Source organism: Vibrio wakamikoensis (assembly GCF_050337275.1).
Lineage (GTDB): Bacteria > Pseudomonadota > Gammaproteobacteria > Enterobacterales > Vibrionaceae > Vibrio > Vibrio chaetopteri.
Genome location: NZ_JAKJST010000051.1, coordinates 1 through 19,059 on the forward strand (window position 1 = coordinate 1; position 19,059 = coordinate 19,059).

Here is a 19,059-nt window from a genome sequence, read left to right on the forward strand (position 1 = left end):
ATCTAAAGCTATTATCGTTCCAACAGAACGATAATGAATTGACTGTGCCAAGACTAAGTTCTTTTACAAGAAAGTAATCTCGATTGGTCACTCAGTTCATTGAAAACCTAATTTGATACCGAGGTATCTAATTTGATTATCATCAACGAGTGCCCACACAGATTGATAGGTCTATATTTTTAAAGAACATCTCTTCATTCGTTCGCTGCTGCGTTCCGTTTGAAGAGGCGGCCATTCTAGCGAGAAAATCTTTTGTGTCAAACACTTTTTTTTATTTTTTCTAAAATAAAAACCAGATTTTCTTTTTGGCTAATTGCCGCTCTGATTCGGCCTTCGAAGCGTTGCCGCCTCTGCCGTGTCAGTGGAAGCGCATTATAGAGATGCCCGATAAGTTGGCAAGTGTTTTTTTGGATTATTTCCAAAAAAACGGTTTTTTGAGGAAAAAACAGCCGAAGTGTTCAAAAAGTATTATTTAGTCCTAATTTAAGTGAGGTTAATAACACTATTTCCTTCCTGAATTCGTGGAGAAACGCTCAGTTGCGCTTGTTCACGGCTCTGAGCTTTAAGCTGCGCATTGAGCAATAGCACAGCTTCATGAGCCATATCACTGATCGGAAATTCAAGGGTCGTGACCTGCGGGTAAAGCCCACGACAACTATTCACACTGTCGTAGCTAATAATAGAGATATCCTCCGGGCAACGTATTTGCTGTTCGTAGCAATATTTCATGATCCCACGAGTCATCTCTTCACCGGTTGAAAATAATGCCGTTGGCTTTTGCTCTAAGCTCATCAATTGAGCCATTGCTGCGTAACCGCTATCTAGCTCGTAGTCACCTTCAACAAGGTAATCTGGATTCAACGCGATACCTTTTTCGGCTATCGCATTCTTATAACCCGTCAAACGAACCTGACTACTCACTCTACCTAGGGGGCCTGTGACACAACCTATATTGATATGGCCACGTTCTAGAAGATAACTCGTTGCCAATGCGGAAGCCTTTTGATGATCAAAAGTCACACATTGCTGTTTAATTTCTTCTATATAACGGTCAAGAAGCACAAACGGAGTTTTGGTTTTTGATAGAGCGATCAGCTCTTCATCACTCAAGTAGCGACTGTGCAGTATAAAGCCATCACAACGTAGGTCTTTAAACTTCTCTATCGCCTTCTTTTCACCATCAGCACTATGATGTCCTTGCGCAGTCAACAGGAACTTGTTTTGCACATCAAGTTCCAATTGTACTTGATTCATCATTTGACCAAAGAAGCCGCCGGTATAGTAGGTCACCATCAAACCAATCATATTGGAATGCGATTTTGCCAAAGAACGGGCAATTGCACTTGGCCGATAATCGAGTTGCGCCATAGCCTCTTCGACTCTTCGCTTTGTGTCAGATCGAAAACTGCCCTCTCCGTTGATAATACGTGAGACGGTTGAGCGGTTGACACCGGCCAATGCAGCAACTTCCTTAATACTCGCCATTAGCTATGCTTCCTTGGTAATTTTGAAAATAAATTGCTGCACTCAATACTACGAAACCGAGTGAGATAGGGAAAGAAGTAACCATGAGCGCAAGGTGAATTTTTGGGAACGCACTCATGGTTATCGATAAAAGTATCGACTAAATAACAGCACTGTAATGGGTTAACTCAATCTGATGGCTAATTAAATATTGTTTCAGCTCCTGCGAGCTGAGTACTTCAAGTTCTAACTCCCTTTTGTCAAGATACGAACTGATCGAAGCGAGCTCATCATCGACAACAGCAGGATGGCACATCACCTCGACAACATCATAGTGTTTTAACCAATCAGCGAGCTGAGCTTTTAACCAGTCCAACGAAATGTTGCCATCGTAAAAGCCGTCACTAAATTGATAGCCCGTTAAAGAAGGCGTTGCGCGATATGGAACATCAAACTCATGACTCAACCGAGCGACCACTCTTGTGACGATAGGATGAAGGTGTACATGATGATGACTATCCAAATGACTAAGCGGAATGCCATAACTCAAAAAGTGTTCTATTTGAGCTCGAAACTCTTCATAAATTGCCGTCTCATGTTTTGGCTCTAACTTCGCCATAAGCGCATCGTACTTAAGAAAACTCCCTTCTATAGTGATAAGGGGGAAATGTGAAGATACCGGTTTGCCCGCGGTAAGACGTAAATGGACGCCGACACTTAGATTAGGCGCCGCCTCTAAACGCTCTAAAGCATCTTGCTCACCCTGCATACCAACCATCATTGTTGTCGATGTCACGACACCGTTAAGGTGGCTAGCAATGATGCCTTGATTTACCGCTTGGCAAAGCCCATAGTCGTCTGCATTAAAAATTAACTTCATGCCACTTCCCTCTCTTATTACTTAATCCAACGTTCCCTGTAGCGATACAAACTGTGGCAAATAATCCTTATTTTGCTCTAGGAGGTCGTTAAGCAGCGATTTTGCGATTTGAATATCGCCAACTAAAGGATGAGTCGCCAATGCCAGTAACGCTTTTTCCTTATCTCCATGTACAGCCGCCTCCACTGTTAGCATCTCATAGCTTTTTACCCTGGTTATCAGGCTCTCAACAAAATGAGGCAACGGATCCACTGCAATTGGCGTTGCACCGCTATTACCAATCACTGCAGAACACTCAATCACCGCATCATCCGGCAAAGCACTGATCACGCCAGCATTCGCAACATTAACCACATGGATATCATTTCGATTATTGTAAATAGCGTCCACTAGATTCAATGATGCATCGGAATAGTAAGCGCCGCCGCGCTCTTCTAGCTCCTTTGGTTTACTGTCTAGCGAAGCTTGCTTATAAAGTTCAAACAGTGCAGCTTCGGTTTCCATGACTTGCGTGGCGCGACTGCCTTTTTCCATAAAGGATAGTTTTTCTTCTGCCAGCATAGCTTCTGTTTGATAGTAGTAGCGGTGATACGGGCAAGGAATCACACCCAATGCATTAAGAAAATCAGGGTCCCAAGGCTCTTCAAAAATGTTTTTCATCGAGAAATTAGCACCATCACCTACTTTACCGAGCAGCTCTTTGGTGACTTCTTTACCATTGAGGTATGCACTGGTCACCCAAACTAGATGGTTAAGCCCTGCATATTTCATTTGCAAGGCGCTAGGTTCGCAATCTAGCATCTCTGACGCCATCATTTGCATTGAGACTGGAACATTACAAAGTCCAATGGTCTTCACTTTGCTGTATTTATGAATGGCTTCGGTAACCAAGCCTGCGGGGTTGGTGAAATTTAGCATCCACGCATTAGGCGCGAGTTCTTCAATGTCTCGACAGATATCTAAAACAACAGGGATGGTTCGAAGCGCTTTAGCAAAGCCGCCCGCCCCTGTCGTTTCTTGTCCTACTCGATCATACTTCAATGGGATGGCTTCATCGCGTTGACGAGCTTTAAGCCCACCTACACGAAACTGCGTCATCACAAAGTCCGCCCCTTGTATCGCCTGTCTTCTATCCAAGGTTTGAGAGACGACGATATCGGCTTTCGCTTTAGCAACCATACGCTGGGTTAGCGCTGTTATAACCTCTAACTTTTCTTTACCCGCCTCGATATCAGTTAAACAGATTTCGCGAACAGGTAATAAGTCTTGCCTCAGTAATATGCCTTCTATTAGCTCCGGGGTATAACTGCTGCCACCACCGATAACGGCAATTTTCAGGGATTGGACTGTCATAGGATCACTCCTTTACCAATGCTTTTCTTAGCTCCACCAGCTCTGTTGCGAGCTCATGGGCAAGAATGGTAGTCATCAAATGGTCTTGGGCGTGCACCATCACTAACGTCATGGGTACCTTACCCTCACCTTGATCCAGCTCGATAAGCTGAGTCTGAATCAAGTGTGCTTTATTCAAGCACTCTTTTGCCTGAGCTAATGACGCGTCTGCAGTGGCTAAATCTTGCTTTCTGGCCGCTTGCAGTGCTTCAAAACACAAACTTCTTGCTTCACCTGCGTTGCAGATGATCTCCATCACTACCAATTCTTGGTCCATGATACTCTCCTCAATAATGCTAATCGTTATGCGGTTGCTGCTTTTCCTGGCTGCGCCACTTCGCTCTCTTGTTTTGGCTGTTCTTGCTCAAGCAATTGCTTTTCGAACATCTTGAAGAACGGTAAGTAAAGGAATAGATCCAAAATCAACAGTGCGATAACGAGCAGCACTGGTGATAGTGTCCAGCCTGATCCCCAGGATGCACCTATGATGGCTGGCGCCGTCCAAGGGGTTGTCGCTACACCCATTCCAACTAAACCTGCATGCACTGCAAAGTAGGCAATCGTCGCGTTAATGACTGGCGTAAACACAAATGGAATAAACAGAATCGGGTTAAGTACAACTGGGCTACCAAAGATCACAGGTTCGTTGATTTGGAAGAAACCAGGCACAACACTCATGCGACCTAAGCTCTTTAAGTGGACTGAGCGACTGAACATCATAAGCAGTACAAGTGCGAACGTTGCACCTGAGCCACCAATGAAGATATAGAAATCCCAGAACGGTTGAGTAAAGATATTTTGTACCGGTTCACCTGCAACAAATGCATCAATGTTGGCGCTGATGTTGGTTAGGAAGATTGGTGATAGCAAACCAACCACAATCGCCGCACCGTGAATGCCTGCAAACCAAAGCAACTGACAAACTAACAAGGCACCTATGATGGCTGGCAAAGTATTCGAAGCACTCACCAATGGTTTGAACATCGCCATCACGGCATCTGGGATCAGCATGTCATACGTGGTTTGAACAAAAATGCTCAGTGGGTACAAGGTAAAGAAGACTGCCAAGACAGGCAGTAGCACTTCAAAAGAGCGCGCGATTGCAGGGGGCACCTGCTCTGGCATACGGATGGTGATATTGTGCTTTTTCATGAAACGATAAAGCTCAACCGCAAAGAACGCACAGATCACTGCGGTAAAGATACCAGTACCACCCATATGACCGGTTGGCAGGCCGCCATCTGTTGCTGGTGCTGCCACCAGCAAAAAGCTCATCAGAGACAGCGTAGCACTGGTAATGCCATCCATCTTATAAGATTTGGCGAGGCTATAAGCGACCCCAAGGGAAACAAAGATCGTCATGATACCCATCGACATACTAAAGGGCATCATGATGGTATCAAAGTGTGTGGTGGCAAAGTCTAACCAGACTCGGCCGAAGCTATTGGTGGTGTCTTCCGAAAATGGGGGAAAAGCAAAAACTAGTAAAAAACTACCGACAATAATAAATGGCATCGCAACAATAAAACCATCTCTCATTGCACGAACATGGGGTTGATTACCCACTTTTGTGGCTATTGGCGCGATGTGCTTTTCGACGACACTTATAATCGCATCATAAAGCTTCATAACATATTCCTTTATTTCACGTTAACGTTATTAATTGACTAATCTATTAAGGCAAGCGCTTGATCTAATACTTCCGCACCCTTCATCATTCCGTAGTCTTGTGGTGAAATGGCATCAATATTCTTGCCATGCTCCGTGGCCACTTTTCTAAGTTCCTCTAGCTGAAACCTGACCTGAGGCCCCAGTAGGCATACATCGTACTCACCAATCGCATCATTGAAATCTGATACAGACTTAGCTTGAATTTCGCACTCAATACCACGAGATTCCGCTGATTGTTCCATTTTTTTTACGAGCATGCTGGTCGACATTCCAGCGCTACAGCAAAGTAATATTTTCTTCATAAAGCCTCCATAGCAGTTACAAAACAACGGTAACAAAAATAACATTAACATTAAAGCGCAACCGGTTGCGTTTTTAATTGAAATGGATCGCAAAAATAAAAGATCTGCCGATTTTATTTTATTTTTTTCGTTAAATTAAAATCGATTTTTGGAAAGAAGTATTATTAAAACTCACACTTATAGGACTTATTATGAAGAAAATCACTAGCATCGTCAGTAGCTTACTTATCCCTCTATCATTTAGCGCTGCTGCGGCCGAGCCAAAAGCCACCATCTATCTGACATTTGATGATGGCCCCATTAACGCGTCGATCAAAGTGATCGAAACCCTCAATAAACACAATGTGAAAGGATCGTTCTTCTTCAATGCTTGGCACTTAGATGGTATTGGTGATGAAAATGAAGACCGTGCGCTAGAGGCACTGCTACTGGCACTCAATACTGGACACATGGTTGGTAACCACAGCTATGATCACATGGTACACAACTGTGATGGTCTGAACGGTGAAAACACCGCAGCAGCGTGTAATGCGACAGGCATGCACAACGTCAATTCCTATCGCGATCCAGCCTACGATTACACCTATTTCCCGCTCAACTTAGCGAAATTTGAACAATACATCCCGAACATCACTAGCTATCCTAATTATGTCGCCGATCAGTTTGCCCGCCTACCGTATACCAATGGATGGCGTGTCGCTAAGAGCTTTAATGCCGATGGCCTTTGTGCGACCTCTGATGATTATCTGCCTTGGGATCCTAACTATGTCTGCGATCCAGACAACCCATCAAACAGCTCCAGCAATGCGATGACTTTATCAGACATGCTCACCAACGATAGCTATCAACTGTTCGGTTGGGACCTTGACTGGGCACCGGAGAACTGGGGAATTGAGATGCCAGCGAATAGCTTGACCGAGCCAGAGCCATTTTTGGCGTATGTTGAAGCGTCTATTAATTCTTGCGCACCGGTAACCATTGAACCAGTAAACTCGAAAGCACAAAACTTCCCTTGTGATACCGCCCTTCATAAAGACAAAGTCATTGTGCTGACCCATGAGTTTTTGTTTGAAGATGGCCACCGTGGCATGGGCGAAACCAAAAATATCCCAAAACTGGACAAGTTCCTGGAGCTAGCGCTGCAAGCAGGCTATGTATTTGATACTTTGGATAACTACATCGAAGATTGGGCGCCAGATACTCACTATCAAGCAGGCGATCACGTTAACCATCAAGGTACCATTTACGTCGCTCAGAAAGATCACTTTGCACAAAATGATTGGGCACCCTCACTGCATTCAACTTTATGGTACAACGCGGATCCAACGACCAACTGGCAGCTAAATGTTAGCTATGCGCTTGGTGATGTCGTGGTTTACAACGGAGCTAAATATCAGGTAATTACCGCACACGTGTCACAAGCTAACTGGACACCGAATGCTGAACCAACATTGTTTGCACCTGTGCAATAATCTGCTTGTATTTATCCACTTACCCTAACCAATGGGACTGTGACATGAAATACGCCAACTAGTGCAACGCTAGTTGGCGTTGTCATCAAAGTAATAGGACACTCGAGCACGTGGATTTAAGTATTCACGGATCTCTTCAGGTAAACGTTCAGGATGAATCACCGACTCTACCTTCAAGTCTTTGTCTTCAAGCGCAATGATAGGAGCTTGCAGTTTAGGTACGCTTGGATCGTAAAGCAGCACATTTGGGCTGAGTAAACTCGCGCTGTTGATGGACACTACAAGGCCAACCATCTCATTCGACAGCTTCACGATAGTACCTGGAGGGTAGACACCCATGTACTTGATAAGAATGTTTAAATTCTCATTGTTGTACTGCGATTTAGCGTGCTTATACAAGTAAGAAAACGCGGTATATGGGATCTTCTTCTCTGCGGGATTTTGATGATGGCACAAGTTATCAAACGCATTTGCTACCGAGACAATTTGAGTGATCACATCAATCTCATCGCCTTTAAGGCCGTTTGGATAACCTGAACCATCGAGAAGTTCATGATGTTGCTCGATAACCGTGATCACCTTCTCTGGCAAGATGTCTATCGCCCTCGCAATGTCACTGCCGTATTTGGTATGCAGTTTAAGGTAGTTATTTTCAGGCTCGGTCAACGGTGTGCTCTTACGCAGTATGGCTGCTGGGATTTTTGCCTTACCAATATCATGAAATAGCGCTGCCATCGCGACCATTTTGATCTCTTCTGCCTTAAGCCCTTTCGCTTTCGCGATCATCATTGCCAGAATCGAGACGTTTAAGCAATGGAAATAGAGATCTTCGAATTCCGTCTTACTGCCCATTAGGTGTAAGGTCACATCGTCCTGTGATAGCAGCGATTCAACAATATCATCGACCAGTTGCGCTGCCTCTTTTGCCGCTTGCTCAGGACGACTTCTCAGCTTGGTCATCAAGTTGCGAATGCGTGCCAATGAACGGTCAAACTCTTTTTCACAGCGAGAGACTTTCCTACGATAGGCCGACAGCTCTTCGATGCGTTGCTGCTTCTCTTGCCAAAGCGCATCAGACTCCGATTGTGCAGCCTCATCGTTCGCGGCAGGCGCTAGCGCTTGTTGTACTGGAAGCGGCAGTGCATCACTAAGCTCAGGGGTGACATAGACATACTTCACGCCTAGTTGACGGATCACCTGTACTTGCTGATCAGATTTGATTTTGAAAACGTTGAATAGAAAGGGATGTTCATTCCATTTGAGGGGGATCTTGATATGAAGACCTGGCTGAATTCGATCCACTGAAATTTTGATACTTGCCACAACGATACTGCAATTGGCTGAAAAACACGCGGTGATTCTAAAGAACTTACGGCGAATATTCACTCATTAATCAATAAAGTGTGATTCGGATATATAACAGAACGATATAAAGTAAGACGCTCGCTACAACAGCGAGCGTGACACTTGGTTAAGCTTTACGGTCAAGGATGGCTTGAATACGCGGGTCGAGAGCCTTACCGTGCTGCTGCTCGTACTCCTCGCGCTTGAGATCCACCAAGTTCTTCACCGACTGACTTGGCAGCGCTTTCGGTGCCTCAGTGACCAACTTGCCTTTTTCTTGCAGACTCATGGCTTCACGGTAGAACTCTTTAAAACGTCGAACGATCATCGATTGAGGCAAACGTCTTAACTCATAGCCTTTGTTCTGCATGATCCATTTTTCAATTTGGTTCTTCGGCGTTTTGGTCACGACACGGTTTAGAGCTTCCAACGACTCAGATTCGGTTAGCTGACTTTTCAGCAAGGCAAGCTCACCCATAATTGGCGGCCACCTTTCCCCTGCTTGTAAGCGCTCACGACAATGCTGAATGACTCGCATCAACTCAGCCTCAGTCAGGCTGTCTGCGAAATCTAAAAAGCGACCGGTTGGCCTTCTGCCATAAGATTTTATCCACGTGGACTCGTAAATACTCAGCAAAGTACCAAAAATGTAGTTACACCAATCACTCGGCTGACGCTCCGGTTCACCGTCGGTTTGTAACATAGGACGAGTTTCTTTCACCACCGGGCGAGATTCAACGGACGGGGTCGCTCGCACCTGAGTGCTCGGAGCATCCATCTTAGGCGAGGTAGCGGGCTCTGAAGGCTTACTCTCCTGCACCGAAGGCTCTGATTTTGCAGATTTCAAATGCTCAAGGTTGCCACTGACGCCCATTTCGCGGAGCTTCTTTTCCATTGCGCCAAAATCTAAGTTTTTTGGCTTCTTGCCACTACTCATATTGACCCTTTACCTTAGTGACCACAACGGGATCATCATACTAAAAATTCGGATTCTTACCTTGCCCACGCAAGTATTCACGAAACTCTTCCGACGGACTTACTTCACCCGCTTTCTGGCTTTGTTGGAAAGACTGACGACGCCTTTCATCGGCTTGTCTGCGTCTATCTTCCGCTTGTTTCTCGTTAACGATCCACAGTCTGAGCTTGTTCAGCATTTGCGTGACCGACAAAAATTCATTAGCGCGTGCTTTGTAGTAAACAACAAATTTTTCCCAGAACAGATGTGGGTCGGCTGTCATACCTGAATGTAGGATAGACTGCATCGCCCACTCGGCGATTTCATTCTCTTGCAAGTCATGAGTTGAAATGTACTTGGCATTCGAAGGCGCTTGCGTGCGCTGGCGAGTGGCTGGAACTCGGTCATTTCGCCCTTGCGACTCACCTTCAAAGTACTGCTCAAAACCACCAGAGCCTTTCATCATTTCCAGCCAGTCTCGCAACATCGAATCGCGACGCACTTCGTTGACATTTCGTACATCACGTTCGCAGATAAACCGTTGCCACAAGCTGTCCCTAATCGCCACCGGCACTTTATATAAGTTCATTGGATGATATGTCCAAGGCGGCGCCGGGGATGCTTGAGGTGTTGTTACCACAGGCGTAGGTTGCGACTGATGCTCGCGACTGGTCTCAATCACCGGTAAGCTGTTTGGCTCAGAAAGCGACAGAGTAAAGTGATGCACCTGCTCTCGGCCATTTGAGCTCACCTGACCTTTTTGCAGCATGCCCTTTTGCGCCAACGCAGTGAGCACATCGGCAAGGCCAAACTCTCCAAGCAAACACTCTTTGGCAATCTCTGAGAGCACAACAGCAACTGAGCCATCCTGTCCACATAAGTCAGCCAACTTCAACAATACTAACTTATGGCTCGCTTCTAAATTGGTTTGTTGCCAAGCGAGATAGGTATATTTTGCGCCCACAGTCATTCTCCTCTCTGATACCTAGATTCTAGCGCTTCGCTGTGTTTGAGACAAACACAGCGAAGCGCTAATCCGATATGGTGCGATATTTTTAAACTCTCCGTTTCATCAAACTCACGCCATCAAATATGAACACACTCGCATAAAGATGCTCCATTTCGCATCTTATCCCCCAAAGATGTCTGCATTGTTGTACAAAAACCCATCAACCTACGTCTTTAGAAGGAGTTTTTTGTGATACCACTCTACCGCGCAGCACTTACTTGCCTGATTTTAGTTATGGCCATTCCCCATGCCTTGGCCAGCTCACCACTCAAGCAGACCATTCAGATCCCAGCTCCCTCATTGCAATCAGGATACCTAGACAATAGCGACACCCAGCAACTGTTTGTTGCCCTGCCACCGAGTTATCACACCAGCAATAAACGCTATCCTGTCGTTTACTACCTTCACGGTTACAACGGTTCAGTGCGCGAAGCAGACCGAATCGCCAAACATTTACCGACTCTTTTAGCGCAAGACAACGCGCTCACAGAAATGATCATTGTTGGCGTTAATGGCGCCAATCAGTTTGGCGGAAGCTTTTATGTCAACTCGGCCGTGACAGGTAACTGGGAGGACTTTGTAGTCAACGACGTCATCAATTATCTCGACACCCACTATCGGACATTGAGCGAAGCGCATTATAGAGGGCTAGCAGGCTTCTCGATGGGTGGCTTTGCTACAACCAACCTCGCCCTGCGCCATCCCGATACCTTTCAACATATGCATGCGTTTAGCGCCGGGCTGTTTGATGAAAATGGATTAACAGACGCGGTTACCCAGTGGCAAACGATGCGCTGGTATCGAGTACTAAAAGGCTATGCCGCCGCCTTCGCTCCAATTGAAAATAGCGAAGCCAAGGCCGAATGGTACGACTGGGATGCGAACGACCCTGCAATCAAAGCGATGTGGGAGTCAGGATTTGGTGCTATTCCCGACAAGCTCGAACGCTATCTCAAACAACCACAAAAATTAAGCTCGATTCGTATCGAATACGGCATGAACGACCAGTTTCCTTGGATACCGAAAGGCAGCGCTTACCTAGCATCCGAGTTGAAAAAACGTCACATCTCTCATGAAGAATACGCCCACGATGGCAATCACACCTTCACGGCGACACAGGGTAAAAATGCGATCGTGTTTTTTGACAAGGCGTTTAAAAAGCAGATAGCTGAATAATAGCTGTGTTGAGTTTACAAACTCCAGATACAACAAAGCCCCGACTTTCGTCGAGGCTTTATCGTTTAAATATGGTACCGGTGGGCGGACTTGAACCGCCACGCCCGAAGGCAACGGATTTTGAATCCGTCGTGTATACCAATTTCACCACACCGGCATCTTGGACTGATGTCCTTTGATGCTTGGCATTATACGTAAGCATTTAGATCGCGCAAGAGCAAAACGCTGAATATTCTATTGTTTGCTGCTATTTTCACCACAATGTGAAGCAATGCGATGGGCAAGGCTTTCCCCTTGGCATTGAAATCGCTATGCTGTGGCAAGTTTTAGTTATGGAAGTTTGTCTCAATGGAAACCCAATCTCTCCCACCTGCAGGATTCTTTCGCAGGCTTGGTGCGCTGTTCTACGATAGCTTGATTATTCTTGCGGTAGTGATGATGGCTGGCGGCGTTGTTGTCGCAATAATGGAAGCACTTGTTGCCGCAGGACTGATGTCTTACGCTCCATATGCCGATGCCAGCGACTTCTTAGGAAGTCACCCACTTTGGAGCCCTGTGTACACCGGTTATCTGGCGTTTGTTTGGATCTACTTTATTGTGTTCTTTTGGACAAGAGCAGGCCAAACGCTTGGTATGCGAGCTTGGAAGATTGAAGTGCAAAACCTTGAGGGTGGCAGAATCACCGTCACGCAGGCGCTGATTAGACTCGCAACCTCAGCGTTTGGTCTATCCAACCTTGCAGTGCCAATTGACCCTCAAAAACGTGGCTTCCACGATATCTGGGCGAAGACTAAGGTTGTGGTGTTACCAAAAGCGAAATAACGCCTTTCGATAGCAACAAAAAAGCCTGAGAAAGACATAAAAAAAGGTGCCATTCGGCACCTTTTTCAGTTTTGCTTTTCAATGATTACGCTTTGAACGCTTTAAATGCATTGATTAGACCGTTGGTTGAGCTGTCGTGAGACGAGATTTCGCTGTCGTCTGCTAGCTCAGGTAGGATTTGGTTCGCTAGTTGCTTACCAAGCTCTACACCCCATTGGTCAAAGCTGAAGATGTTCCAGATAACACCTTGAGTGAAGATTTTGTGCTCGTACATCGCGATTAGGTTACCCAGAGTACGAGGTGTGATTTGCTTCACTAGGATTGAGTTAGTTGGGCGGTTACCTTCAAAGATCTTGAATGGTACAAGATCTTTCACTTCTTCCGCACTCTTACCTGCTTTTGCAAACTCTGCTTCTACTGTCTCTTTAGACTTACCGAACGCTAGTGCTTCAGTTTGAGCAAAGAAGTTAGACATTAGCTTCTGGTGGTGGTCGCTTACTTGGTTGTGAGAGATCGCCGGTGCGATAAAGTCACAAGGGATAAGCTTAGTACCTTGGTGAATTAGCTGGTAGAACGCGTGTTGACCGTTAGTGCCTGGCTCACCCCAGATGATTGGACCCGTTTGGTAGTCCACTGCTTCACCGTTACGGTCAGTAAACTTACCGTTAGATTCCATGTTGCCTTGCTGGAAGTACGCAGCGAAGCGGTGCATGTATTGGTCGTAAGGTAGAATCGCTTCAGACTCAGCGCCGTGGAAGTTGTTGTACCAAATACCGATAAGAGCAAGCAATACTGGGATGTTGCTTTCTAGATCAGTCTCAGCAAAGTGCTTGTCCATCTCATGTGCACCCGCTAGTAGCTCAACGAAGTTGTCGTAGCCAACCGCTAGGATGATAGAAAGACCAATTGCAGACCATAGAGAGTAACGACCGCCGACCCAGTCCCAGAACTCGAACATGTTGTCGGTGTCGATGCCGAACTCAGCTACTGATGTCGCGTTAGTAGACAGCGCTGCGAAGTGCTTAGCAACATGCGCTTCATCTGATGCAGATGCTAGGAACCAGTCACGTGCAGAGTGCGCGTTTGTCATGGTTTCTTGAGTGGTGAATGTCTTAGAAGCCACCAAGAATAGCGTTGTTTCAGGGTCAACTTTCTTCAGAGTTTCTGCGATGTGAGTACCATCAACGTTAGACACGAAGTGCATGTTTAGATGGTTTGTGTATGGCGCTAGGGCTTCAGTCACCATGTAAGGACCAAGGTCAGAACCACCGATACCGATGTTCACAACGTCAGTAATTGCTTTGCCAGTGTAACCTTTCCAATCACCAGAGATGATGCGCTCAGAGAAGCCTTTCATCTTCTCTAGAACCGCGTTTACCGCCGGCATAACGTCTTCGCCATTTACCATAATTGGCGTGTTGCTGCGGTTACGCAGAGCAACGTGAAGAACCGAACGACCTTCTGTTTGGTTGATGGTATCGCCTGCAAACATCGCTTTGATTGCGCCTTTAAGCTCAGTCTCGTTCGCTAGAGCAAAAAGGTTGTTCATTGTTTCTTCGTTGATTAGGTTTTTTGAGTAATCAACAAGAATGTCAGAGCCGAAGCGTGTAGAGAATTTGCCAAAGCGGTCAGCGTCTTGTGCAAATAGCTCTGCTAAATCCATATCTTGCGCAGATTCAAAGTGCGCTGTCAGTGCTTTCCAAGCTTCAGTTTGCGTTGGATTGATGTTTTTCAACATGGTCTCTATCCCAATTTTTAGTCGGTTTTATTCCCAATCCCCCCAAGGAAAAGGAACCCCCAGTTTAGCGAATAATAAACAGTATATTCTAAATACAGACGAGTGCCCTTGATGATCACTCGTCGTTACAATCTTGTATGTTGTTCATAAAGCCGAGGCTTTGTTTAGTAATAAATTTTCAGGCGTAATTATGAACCAGAGCGCCTGTACGCTCCTTGAGTTAGGTCACGTATCGGTTCACAATGTAAACAAATTCAGACAACATCTTATATATGCTTAGCACTATAATACAGAGGAGTGATTATGTGGCAACAAAAGACCCTTTACCTCAGCGCGAAAAAGCGTGGTTTTCACTTAATCACTGATGAAATTGAACAACAATTGCCCCAGCTTCGAGACTACTCTGTAGGTTTGCTACATCTTTTCATTCAACATACCTCAGCAAGTTTAACCTTAAATGAAAATGCCGATCCGACCGTGCGCACGGATATGGAGAGTCACTTCAATCGTTACGTACCGGAAGATGCACCATACTACCGTCATACTTATGAAGGCAGCGATGATATGCCTGCGCATATTAAAAGCTCATTGCTTGGTGCAAGCGTGTCGATTCCGATTAGTAATGGTCAGTTGGCTTTGGGAACATGGCAGGGTATTTACTTGGGGGAGCATCGAGATTTTGGTGGTGAGCGCCGGGTGATTGCGACGTTGCAGGGACAGGTTTGAAGTAAGAACAATGTTGGGTTCTGAAATCGCGGCAAGAAGATCCCTGCCTGCGCAGGGATGACATCGATACTAGCAGAGCAAGGTAGCGGCTAGTTGGTTTCGCTGTAGCTCATATCTACACGTGAGGTGAGTTTGGTCACTAGCTCGTAAGCGATAGTGCCGATGTGGTCTGCGACTTCTTCAGAGGGTAGCTCTTCGCCCCACAAGATAGCTTCATCACCGACTCGGTCTAGAGCATCTGGACCTAGATCAACGGTCAGCATGTCCATTGAAACTCGACCAGCTATCGGCACTTTGCGGCCATTTACCAATACTGGCGTGCCGTTTGGTGCGGTTCGCGGGTAACCATCGCCATAGCCAATCGCAATCACGCCGACTTTGGTATCTCGCTCACTGGTCCATGTTGCGCCATAGCCTACACTCTCGCCTTTTTTAACATCACGTACTGCTATCAAATGAGACTTCAATGTCATCACTGGCTTAAAGCCCATCTCTGCGGCCGTTTTATCTCCGAATGGCGACACACCGTACATAATAATGCCCGGTCGAACCCAGTCGAGCTGACTTGGTTGCCACTCTAGCAGGCCAGCAGACGCAGCCATTGAGCGCTCACCATTGCAGCCTTCAGTTAACGAGAGAAACAGCTCAATTTGCTGTTTCGTCATTGGATTTTCAAGCTCATCCGCGCAGCCAAAGTGACTCATATAGCGCAGCGGTTTCGCCACGTTATCGCAGCGATGCAGGCGCTCGACAAATTCTTGATATTGCTCTTCGCGAACGCCAAGACGGTGCATACCGCTATCGACTTTGAGCCAGACCACGACAGGAACTTCGAGTTCGGCTTGTTCTAACGCTTCAAGTTGCTCGTAGCAATGAACAACGGTTTGAATATTGTTGGTCACTAGAACCGGCAAGTCGTTCGGCGAGTAAAAACCCTCTAATAAAAGGATAGGTTTTACCACGCCACTGGCTCTTAGCTGCAATGCCTCTTCTATACGCGCCACACCAAATGCATCAGCACCTTGGGCACTCTTAGCGATATGTCTAAGACCATGACCGTAGCCATTTGCCTTTACCACTGCCATAATTTTGCTATCGGGCGCTTGCTGTTTAATGCACGCCAAATTGTGCGCCAGCGCCTCTAAATTAATGTGCGCCGTCGCCGCTTTCATATAACTCATGCAACTATCCTACTATTCTTCGTCAAACGCAGGACCTGCGTAGTTATCAAAGCGAGAGAATTGACCTTGGAACGTTAAGCGAACTGAGCCGATAGGACCGTTACGCTGCTTACCAATGATAATTTCAGCAATGCCCTTTAGCGCACTATCTGGGTGGTACACCTCATCACGATAGATGAACATAATAAGGTCGGCATCCTGCTCAATAGAGCCCGATTCACGAAGATCCGAGTTTACGGGGCGCTTGTCAGCACGCTGCTCCAAGGAACGGTTAAGCTGTGAAAGCGCCACCACTGGTACGTTAAGCTCTTTAGCCAAGGCTTTTAACGAGCGAGAAATCTCCGCGATTTCCAGAGTACGGTTTTCAGAAAGTGAAGGGACGCGCATCAACTGAAGGTAATCGATCATGATAAGGCTCAGACCGCCATGTTCACGGGCAATTCGGCGAGCACGAGAACGTACTTCCGTCGGTGTTAAGCCGGAGCTATCATCAATGAACATGTTTTTCTTTTCCATGAGCATGCCCATGGTGGTCGAGATTTTCGCCCAATCCTCATCGTCAAGCTGACCGGTACGGATTTTGGTTTGGTCGACTCTAGAAAGGGATGCAAGCATACGCATCATCAACTGCTCAGAAGGCATCTCTAGCGAGAAGATAAGCACAGGCTTGTCACTGGCCATTGCTGCGTTTTCACACAAGTTCATCGCGAAGGTGGTTTTACCCATAGATGGACGCGCCGCCACAATAATCAAATCAGAGCCCTGCAGGCCCGCTGTTTTCTTGTTGAGGTCGTTAAAGCCTGTCGTCACACCCGTCACACCGTCTTGTGGCGTTTTGTAGAGTATCTCAATTCGCTCTAGGGTTTTCTCAAGAATGTTATCAACATTCTGAGGGCCTTCGTTTTCACTAGTACGATCTTCAGCAATTTTAAAGACTTTGCTTTCCGCTAAATCCAACAAGTCTTCTGAAGAGCGTCCTTGCGGATCGTAGCCAGCATCAGCAATCTCGTTGGCAACGCCGATTAGGTTACGAACCAGCGCTCGCTCGGCAACGATGTCGGCATAAGCATTGATGTTAGCAGCACTCGGCGTGTTCTTCGCTAAGTCAGCAAGATAAGCAAAGCCGCCAACATCATCGAGCTGTTCGCGCAGCTCTAAATGTTCGGAAAGCGTGATTAAATCGAGTGGATTACTCTCTTCGAGAATGGCTTGAATACCTTCGAAGATCAAACGATGCGGTCTGCTATAGAAATCGCTGCTAATGACTTTTTCAGCCACGGTATCCCAACGTTGGTTGTCCAACAGCAAACCACCTAAGACCGATTGCTCGGCCTCTAGGGAGTGAGGAGGTACCTTCACTGAGTCCACTTGAGCATCTTTACTTTTCTGATTTCGACTATCCGCCATGACCTAACTCGATAACACACTAAGACCCACCATTATATACACAACTCAGTGTCGGCTAAAGTAAAGAAAACGCGACAAAAGCGATGGTTCATGAATCAATATTTGACCTATCGCTGACGATGAACGAATATGCCACACATATAATCCCCAGCCCTTTTCTCCATGCCATGAGGTTTTCGTGTCTAAGAAGTTGTTATTTGGTTTAGTGCTGCTTGCATCGCCGGCTGTCTATGCTGAAGAGTTCACGCCTTCTGGTGACAGTGAAGAGACTCCGCCTTCCCCACTCAAAACTGAAGTAGAGTTCGGCTATCAAGCCCACTCAGGCAATACCGACTCTCAATCGCTAAACGCTCGTGTTGGCGCTGAATACACCGAGGGGAGGCACCGTACCAACGGTGAATGGAAGTACTATCAATTGTACAAGAATGGGGAAGAAGACAAAAACCAGCAAAACTATTTACTGCAAACCGACTACAAGTTAGGCCCAAGAACCTATCTGTACGGAAACTATAACGGTTTTACTTCTCGCTACAGCTCCTATTTTGAAGACCATACTATTTCGGGCGGTTTGGGTTATCAGTTGTTTAATACTGATTCACTTTTGCTTGAAGCCGAACTTGGTCCCGGTTTTCGTTATCAAGAACCTAACGTTGATGAAATTGATGATGATGAGATCATTTTCAAGGACATAGTAAAAGAAGCCATTGTCCGCGGTAATATTAACTTTTCCTGGAACCCACTGGATAACCTAACGGTCGCCACCAAGCTCACGGTCACCGCAGGTCAAAGCAACACGCGTTTGGATACGGAGTTAAACGTCACCAACGACATTACCGAAACCATTGCCCTTAAGCTTGCCTATGACAGTAAGTATCACACCAAGGTACCTAGCCCTACCTTAAGTAAGCGTGACTCAATCTTTACAGTGAATCTACTGTTCGCCTTCTAAGCTTTCGAAAAAAGCAAACCGTATCTTAATTCAATAGAAAATAAGCAAAAAAAAACACCAGCCGAAGCTGGTGTTTCTCGTGTTATTGAAACTGAATTACTCAGCAGCAACAACTTGTAGTGCGATAGTTGCGAAAACTTCAGAGTGAAGTTGAACGCTGATCTCGAACTCGCCAGTTGTACGTAGAGCGCCTTCAGGAAGACGAACTTCGCTTTTAGCAACTTCAACGCCTGCCGCAGTGATTGCGTCAGCGATGTCACGAGTACCGATAGAACCGAATAGTTTGCCTTCGTCACCCGCTTTAGAAGCGATAACAACAGCTTCAAGAGCGTTAACTTTCTCAGCACGAGCTTCAGCAGCAGTTAGTTGCTCAGCAACTTTCGCTTCTAGTTCAGCGCGACGAGCTTCAAACATTTCAACGTTGTTCTTAGTTGCCATTACAGCCTTACCTTGTGGGATAAGGAAGTTACGAGCGTAACCAGATTTAACGTTAACTGTATCGCCAAGACCACCTAGGTTACCGATTTTATCAAGTAGAATAACTTGCATTGTTTAATCCTCTTTTCTAAAC

General features: G+C 46.1%; 18 protein-coding genes and 1 tRNA gene. 5 read left to right on the forward strand and 14 right to left on the reverse strand.

Annotated features, from left to right (window positions below):
- Positions 1-483: 483 nt before the first annotated feature.
- The 6 genes from L4C42_RS23070 to L4C42_RS23095 form a co-directional block, all read right to left on the reverse strand.
- Positions 484-1,485 carry a LacI family DNA-binding transcriptional regulator gene (locus L4C42_RS23070; RefSeq protein WP_353497755.1) on the reverse strand — a complete coding sequence of 334 codons (1,002 nt, stop codon included), beginning with the start codon at positions 1,483-1,485 and terminating at the stop codon, positions 484-486.
- Positions 1,486-1,624: 139 nt separating this feature from the next.
- Positions 1,625-2,344: a chitin disaccharide deacetylase gene (gene chbG, locus L4C42_RS23075; protein WP_353497754.1), complete on the reverse strand. Its 720-nt coding sequence runs from the start codon at positions 2,342-2,344 to the stop codon at positions 1,625-1,627.
- Between the two features lie 21 nt (positions 2,345-2,365).
- Positions 2,366-3,697, reverse strand: coding sequence for a 6-phospho-beta-glucosidase (locus tag L4C42_RS23080; RefSeq protein ID WP_353497753.1), 1,332 nt, complete (start codon positions 3,695-3,697; stop codon positions 2,366-2,368).
- A 4-nt stretch (positions 3,698-3,701) separates the two neighbouring features.
- Positions 3,702-4,013: a PTS lactose/cellobiose transporter subunit IIA gene (locus tag L4C42_RS23085; protein ID WP_353497752.1), complete on the reverse strand. Its 312-nt coding sequence runs from the start codon at positions 4,011-4,013 to the stop codon at positions 3,702-3,704.
- 26 nt (positions 4,014-4,039) lie between these two features.
- Entirely contained in the window at positions 4,040-5,365 is a 1,326-nt protein-coding gene (locus L4C42_RS23090; RefSeq protein ID WP_353497751.1) for a PTS sugar transporter subunit IIC, read from the reverse strand.
- 38 nt (positions 5,366-5,403) lie between these two features.
- On the reverse strand, positions 5,404-5,709 hold the full coding sequence (locus tag L4C42_RS23095) for a PTS sugar transporter subunit IIB (RefSeq protein WP_353497750.1): 306 nt from the start codon (positions 5,707-5,709) through the stop codon (positions 5,404-5,406).
- A 191-nt stretch (positions 5,710-5,900) separates the two neighbouring features.
- Here L4C42_RS23095 and L4C42_RS23100 point away from each other — a divergent pair, with 191 nt between their 5' ends.
- Entirely contained in the window at positions 5,901-7,181 is a 1,281-nt protein-coding gene (locus tag L4C42_RS23100; RefSeq protein ID WP_429761814.1) for a polysaccharide deacetylase family protein, read from the forward strand.
- A gap of 69 nt (positions 7,182-7,250) precedes the next feature.
- Here L4C42_RS23100 and L4C42_RS23105 read toward each other — a convergent pair whose 3' ends face one another.
- From L4C42_RS23105 to L4C42_RS23115, 3 genes are all read right to left on the reverse strand, one after another.
- On the reverse strand, positions 7,251-8,504 hold the full coding sequence (locus L4C42_RS23105) for a cyclic di-GMP phosphodiesterase (protein WP_429761815.1): 1,254 nt from the start codon (positions 8,502-8,504) through the stop codon (positions 7,251-7,253).
- A 148-nt stretch (positions 8,505-8,652) separates the two neighbouring features.
- Positions 8,653-9,462 (reverse strand): hypothetical protein, encoded by an 810-nt coding sequence (locus tag L4C42_RS23110; RefSeq protein ID WP_429761816.1) that lies wholly within the window; start codon positions 9,460-9,462, stop codon positions 8,653-8,655.
- Positions 9,463-9,502: 40 nt separating this feature from the next.
- Positions 9,503-10,444, reverse strand: a complete 942-nt coding sequence (locus tag L4C42_RS23115) for a hypothetical protein (RefSeq protein WP_353497746.1) — start codon at positions 10,442-10,444, stop codon at positions 9,503-9,505.
- A gap of 234 nt (positions 10,445-10,678) precedes the next feature.
- On the opposite strand from L4C42_RS23115, the gene L4C42_RS23120 reads away from it, so the two are divergent.
- Positions 10,679-11,665, forward strand: coding sequence for an alpha/beta hydrolase (locus L4C42_RS23120; RefSeq protein ID WP_353497745.1), 987 nt, complete (start codon positions 10,679-10,681; stop codon positions 11,663-11,665).
- 72 nt (positions 11,666-11,737) lie between these two features.
- On the opposite strand, the gene L4C42_RS23125 is transcribed toward L4C42_RS23120, so the two are convergent.
- A tRNA-Leu gene (locus L4C42_RS23125) sits at positions 11,738-11,822 on the reverse strand.
- A gap of 191 nt (positions 11,823-12,013) precedes the next feature.
- On the opposite strand from L4C42_RS23125, the gene L4C42_RS23130 reads away from it, so the two are divergent.
- Entirely contained in the window at positions 12,014-12,487 is a 474-nt protein-coding gene (locus L4C42_RS23130; protein ID WP_353497744.1) for an RDD family protein, read from the forward strand.
- A gap of 85 nt (positions 12,488-12,572) precedes the next feature.
- On the opposite strand, the gene pgi is transcribed toward L4C42_RS23130, so the two are convergent.
- On the reverse strand, positions 12,573-14,225 hold the full coding sequence (gene pgi / locus L4C42_RS23135; protein ID WP_353497743.1) for a glucose-6-phosphate isomerase: 1,653 nt from the start codon (positions 14,223-14,225) through the stop codon (positions 12,573-12,575).
- Between the two features lie 303 nt (positions 14,226-14,528).
- Between pgi and L4C42_RS23140 the strand changes: the two genes are divergently transcribed.
- Positions 14,529-14,951, forward strand: a complete 423-nt coding sequence (locus L4C42_RS23140) for a secondary thiamine-phosphate synthase enzyme YjbQ (protein ID WP_353497742.1) — start codon at positions 14,529-14,531, stop codon at positions 14,949-14,951.
- 89 nt (positions 14,952-15,040) lie between these two features.
- Here L4C42_RS23140 and alr read toward each other — a convergent pair whose 3' ends face one another.
- Both alr and L4C42_RS23150 read right to left on the reverse strand, forming a co-directional pair.
- On the reverse strand, positions 15,041-16,123 hold the full coding sequence (gene alr / locus L4C42_RS23145; RefSeq protein ID WP_353498647.1) for an alanine racemase: 1,083 nt from the start codon (positions 16,121-16,123) through the stop codon (positions 15,041-15,043).
- Positions 16,124-16,144: 21 nt separating this feature from the next.
- The gene (locus L4C42_RS23150; protein WP_418641929.1) at positions 16,145-17,539 is read right to left on the reverse strand and encodes a replicative DNA helicase; all 1,395 of its coding nucleotides are present in this window, start codon (positions 17,537-17,539) and stop codon (positions 16,145-16,147) included.
- 178 nt (positions 17,540-17,717) lie between these two features.
- Between L4C42_RS23150 and L4C42_RS23155 the strand changes: the two genes are divergently transcribed.
- On the forward strand, positions 17,718-18,488 hold the full coding sequence (locus L4C42_RS23155) for a DUF481 domain-containing protein (protein ID WP_353497740.1): 771 nt from the start codon (positions 17,718-17,720) through the stop codon (positions 18,486-18,488).
- 96 nt (positions 18,489-18,584) lie between these two features.
- On the opposite strand, the gene rplI is transcribed toward L4C42_RS23155, so the two are convergent.
- On the reverse strand, positions 18,585-19,037 hold the full coding sequence (gene rplI, locus L4C42_RS23160; protein ID WP_353496515.1) for a 50S ribosomal protein L9: 453 nt from the start codon (positions 19,035-19,037) through the stop codon (positions 18,585-18,587).
- Positions 19,038-19,059: the final 22 nt, after the last annotated feature.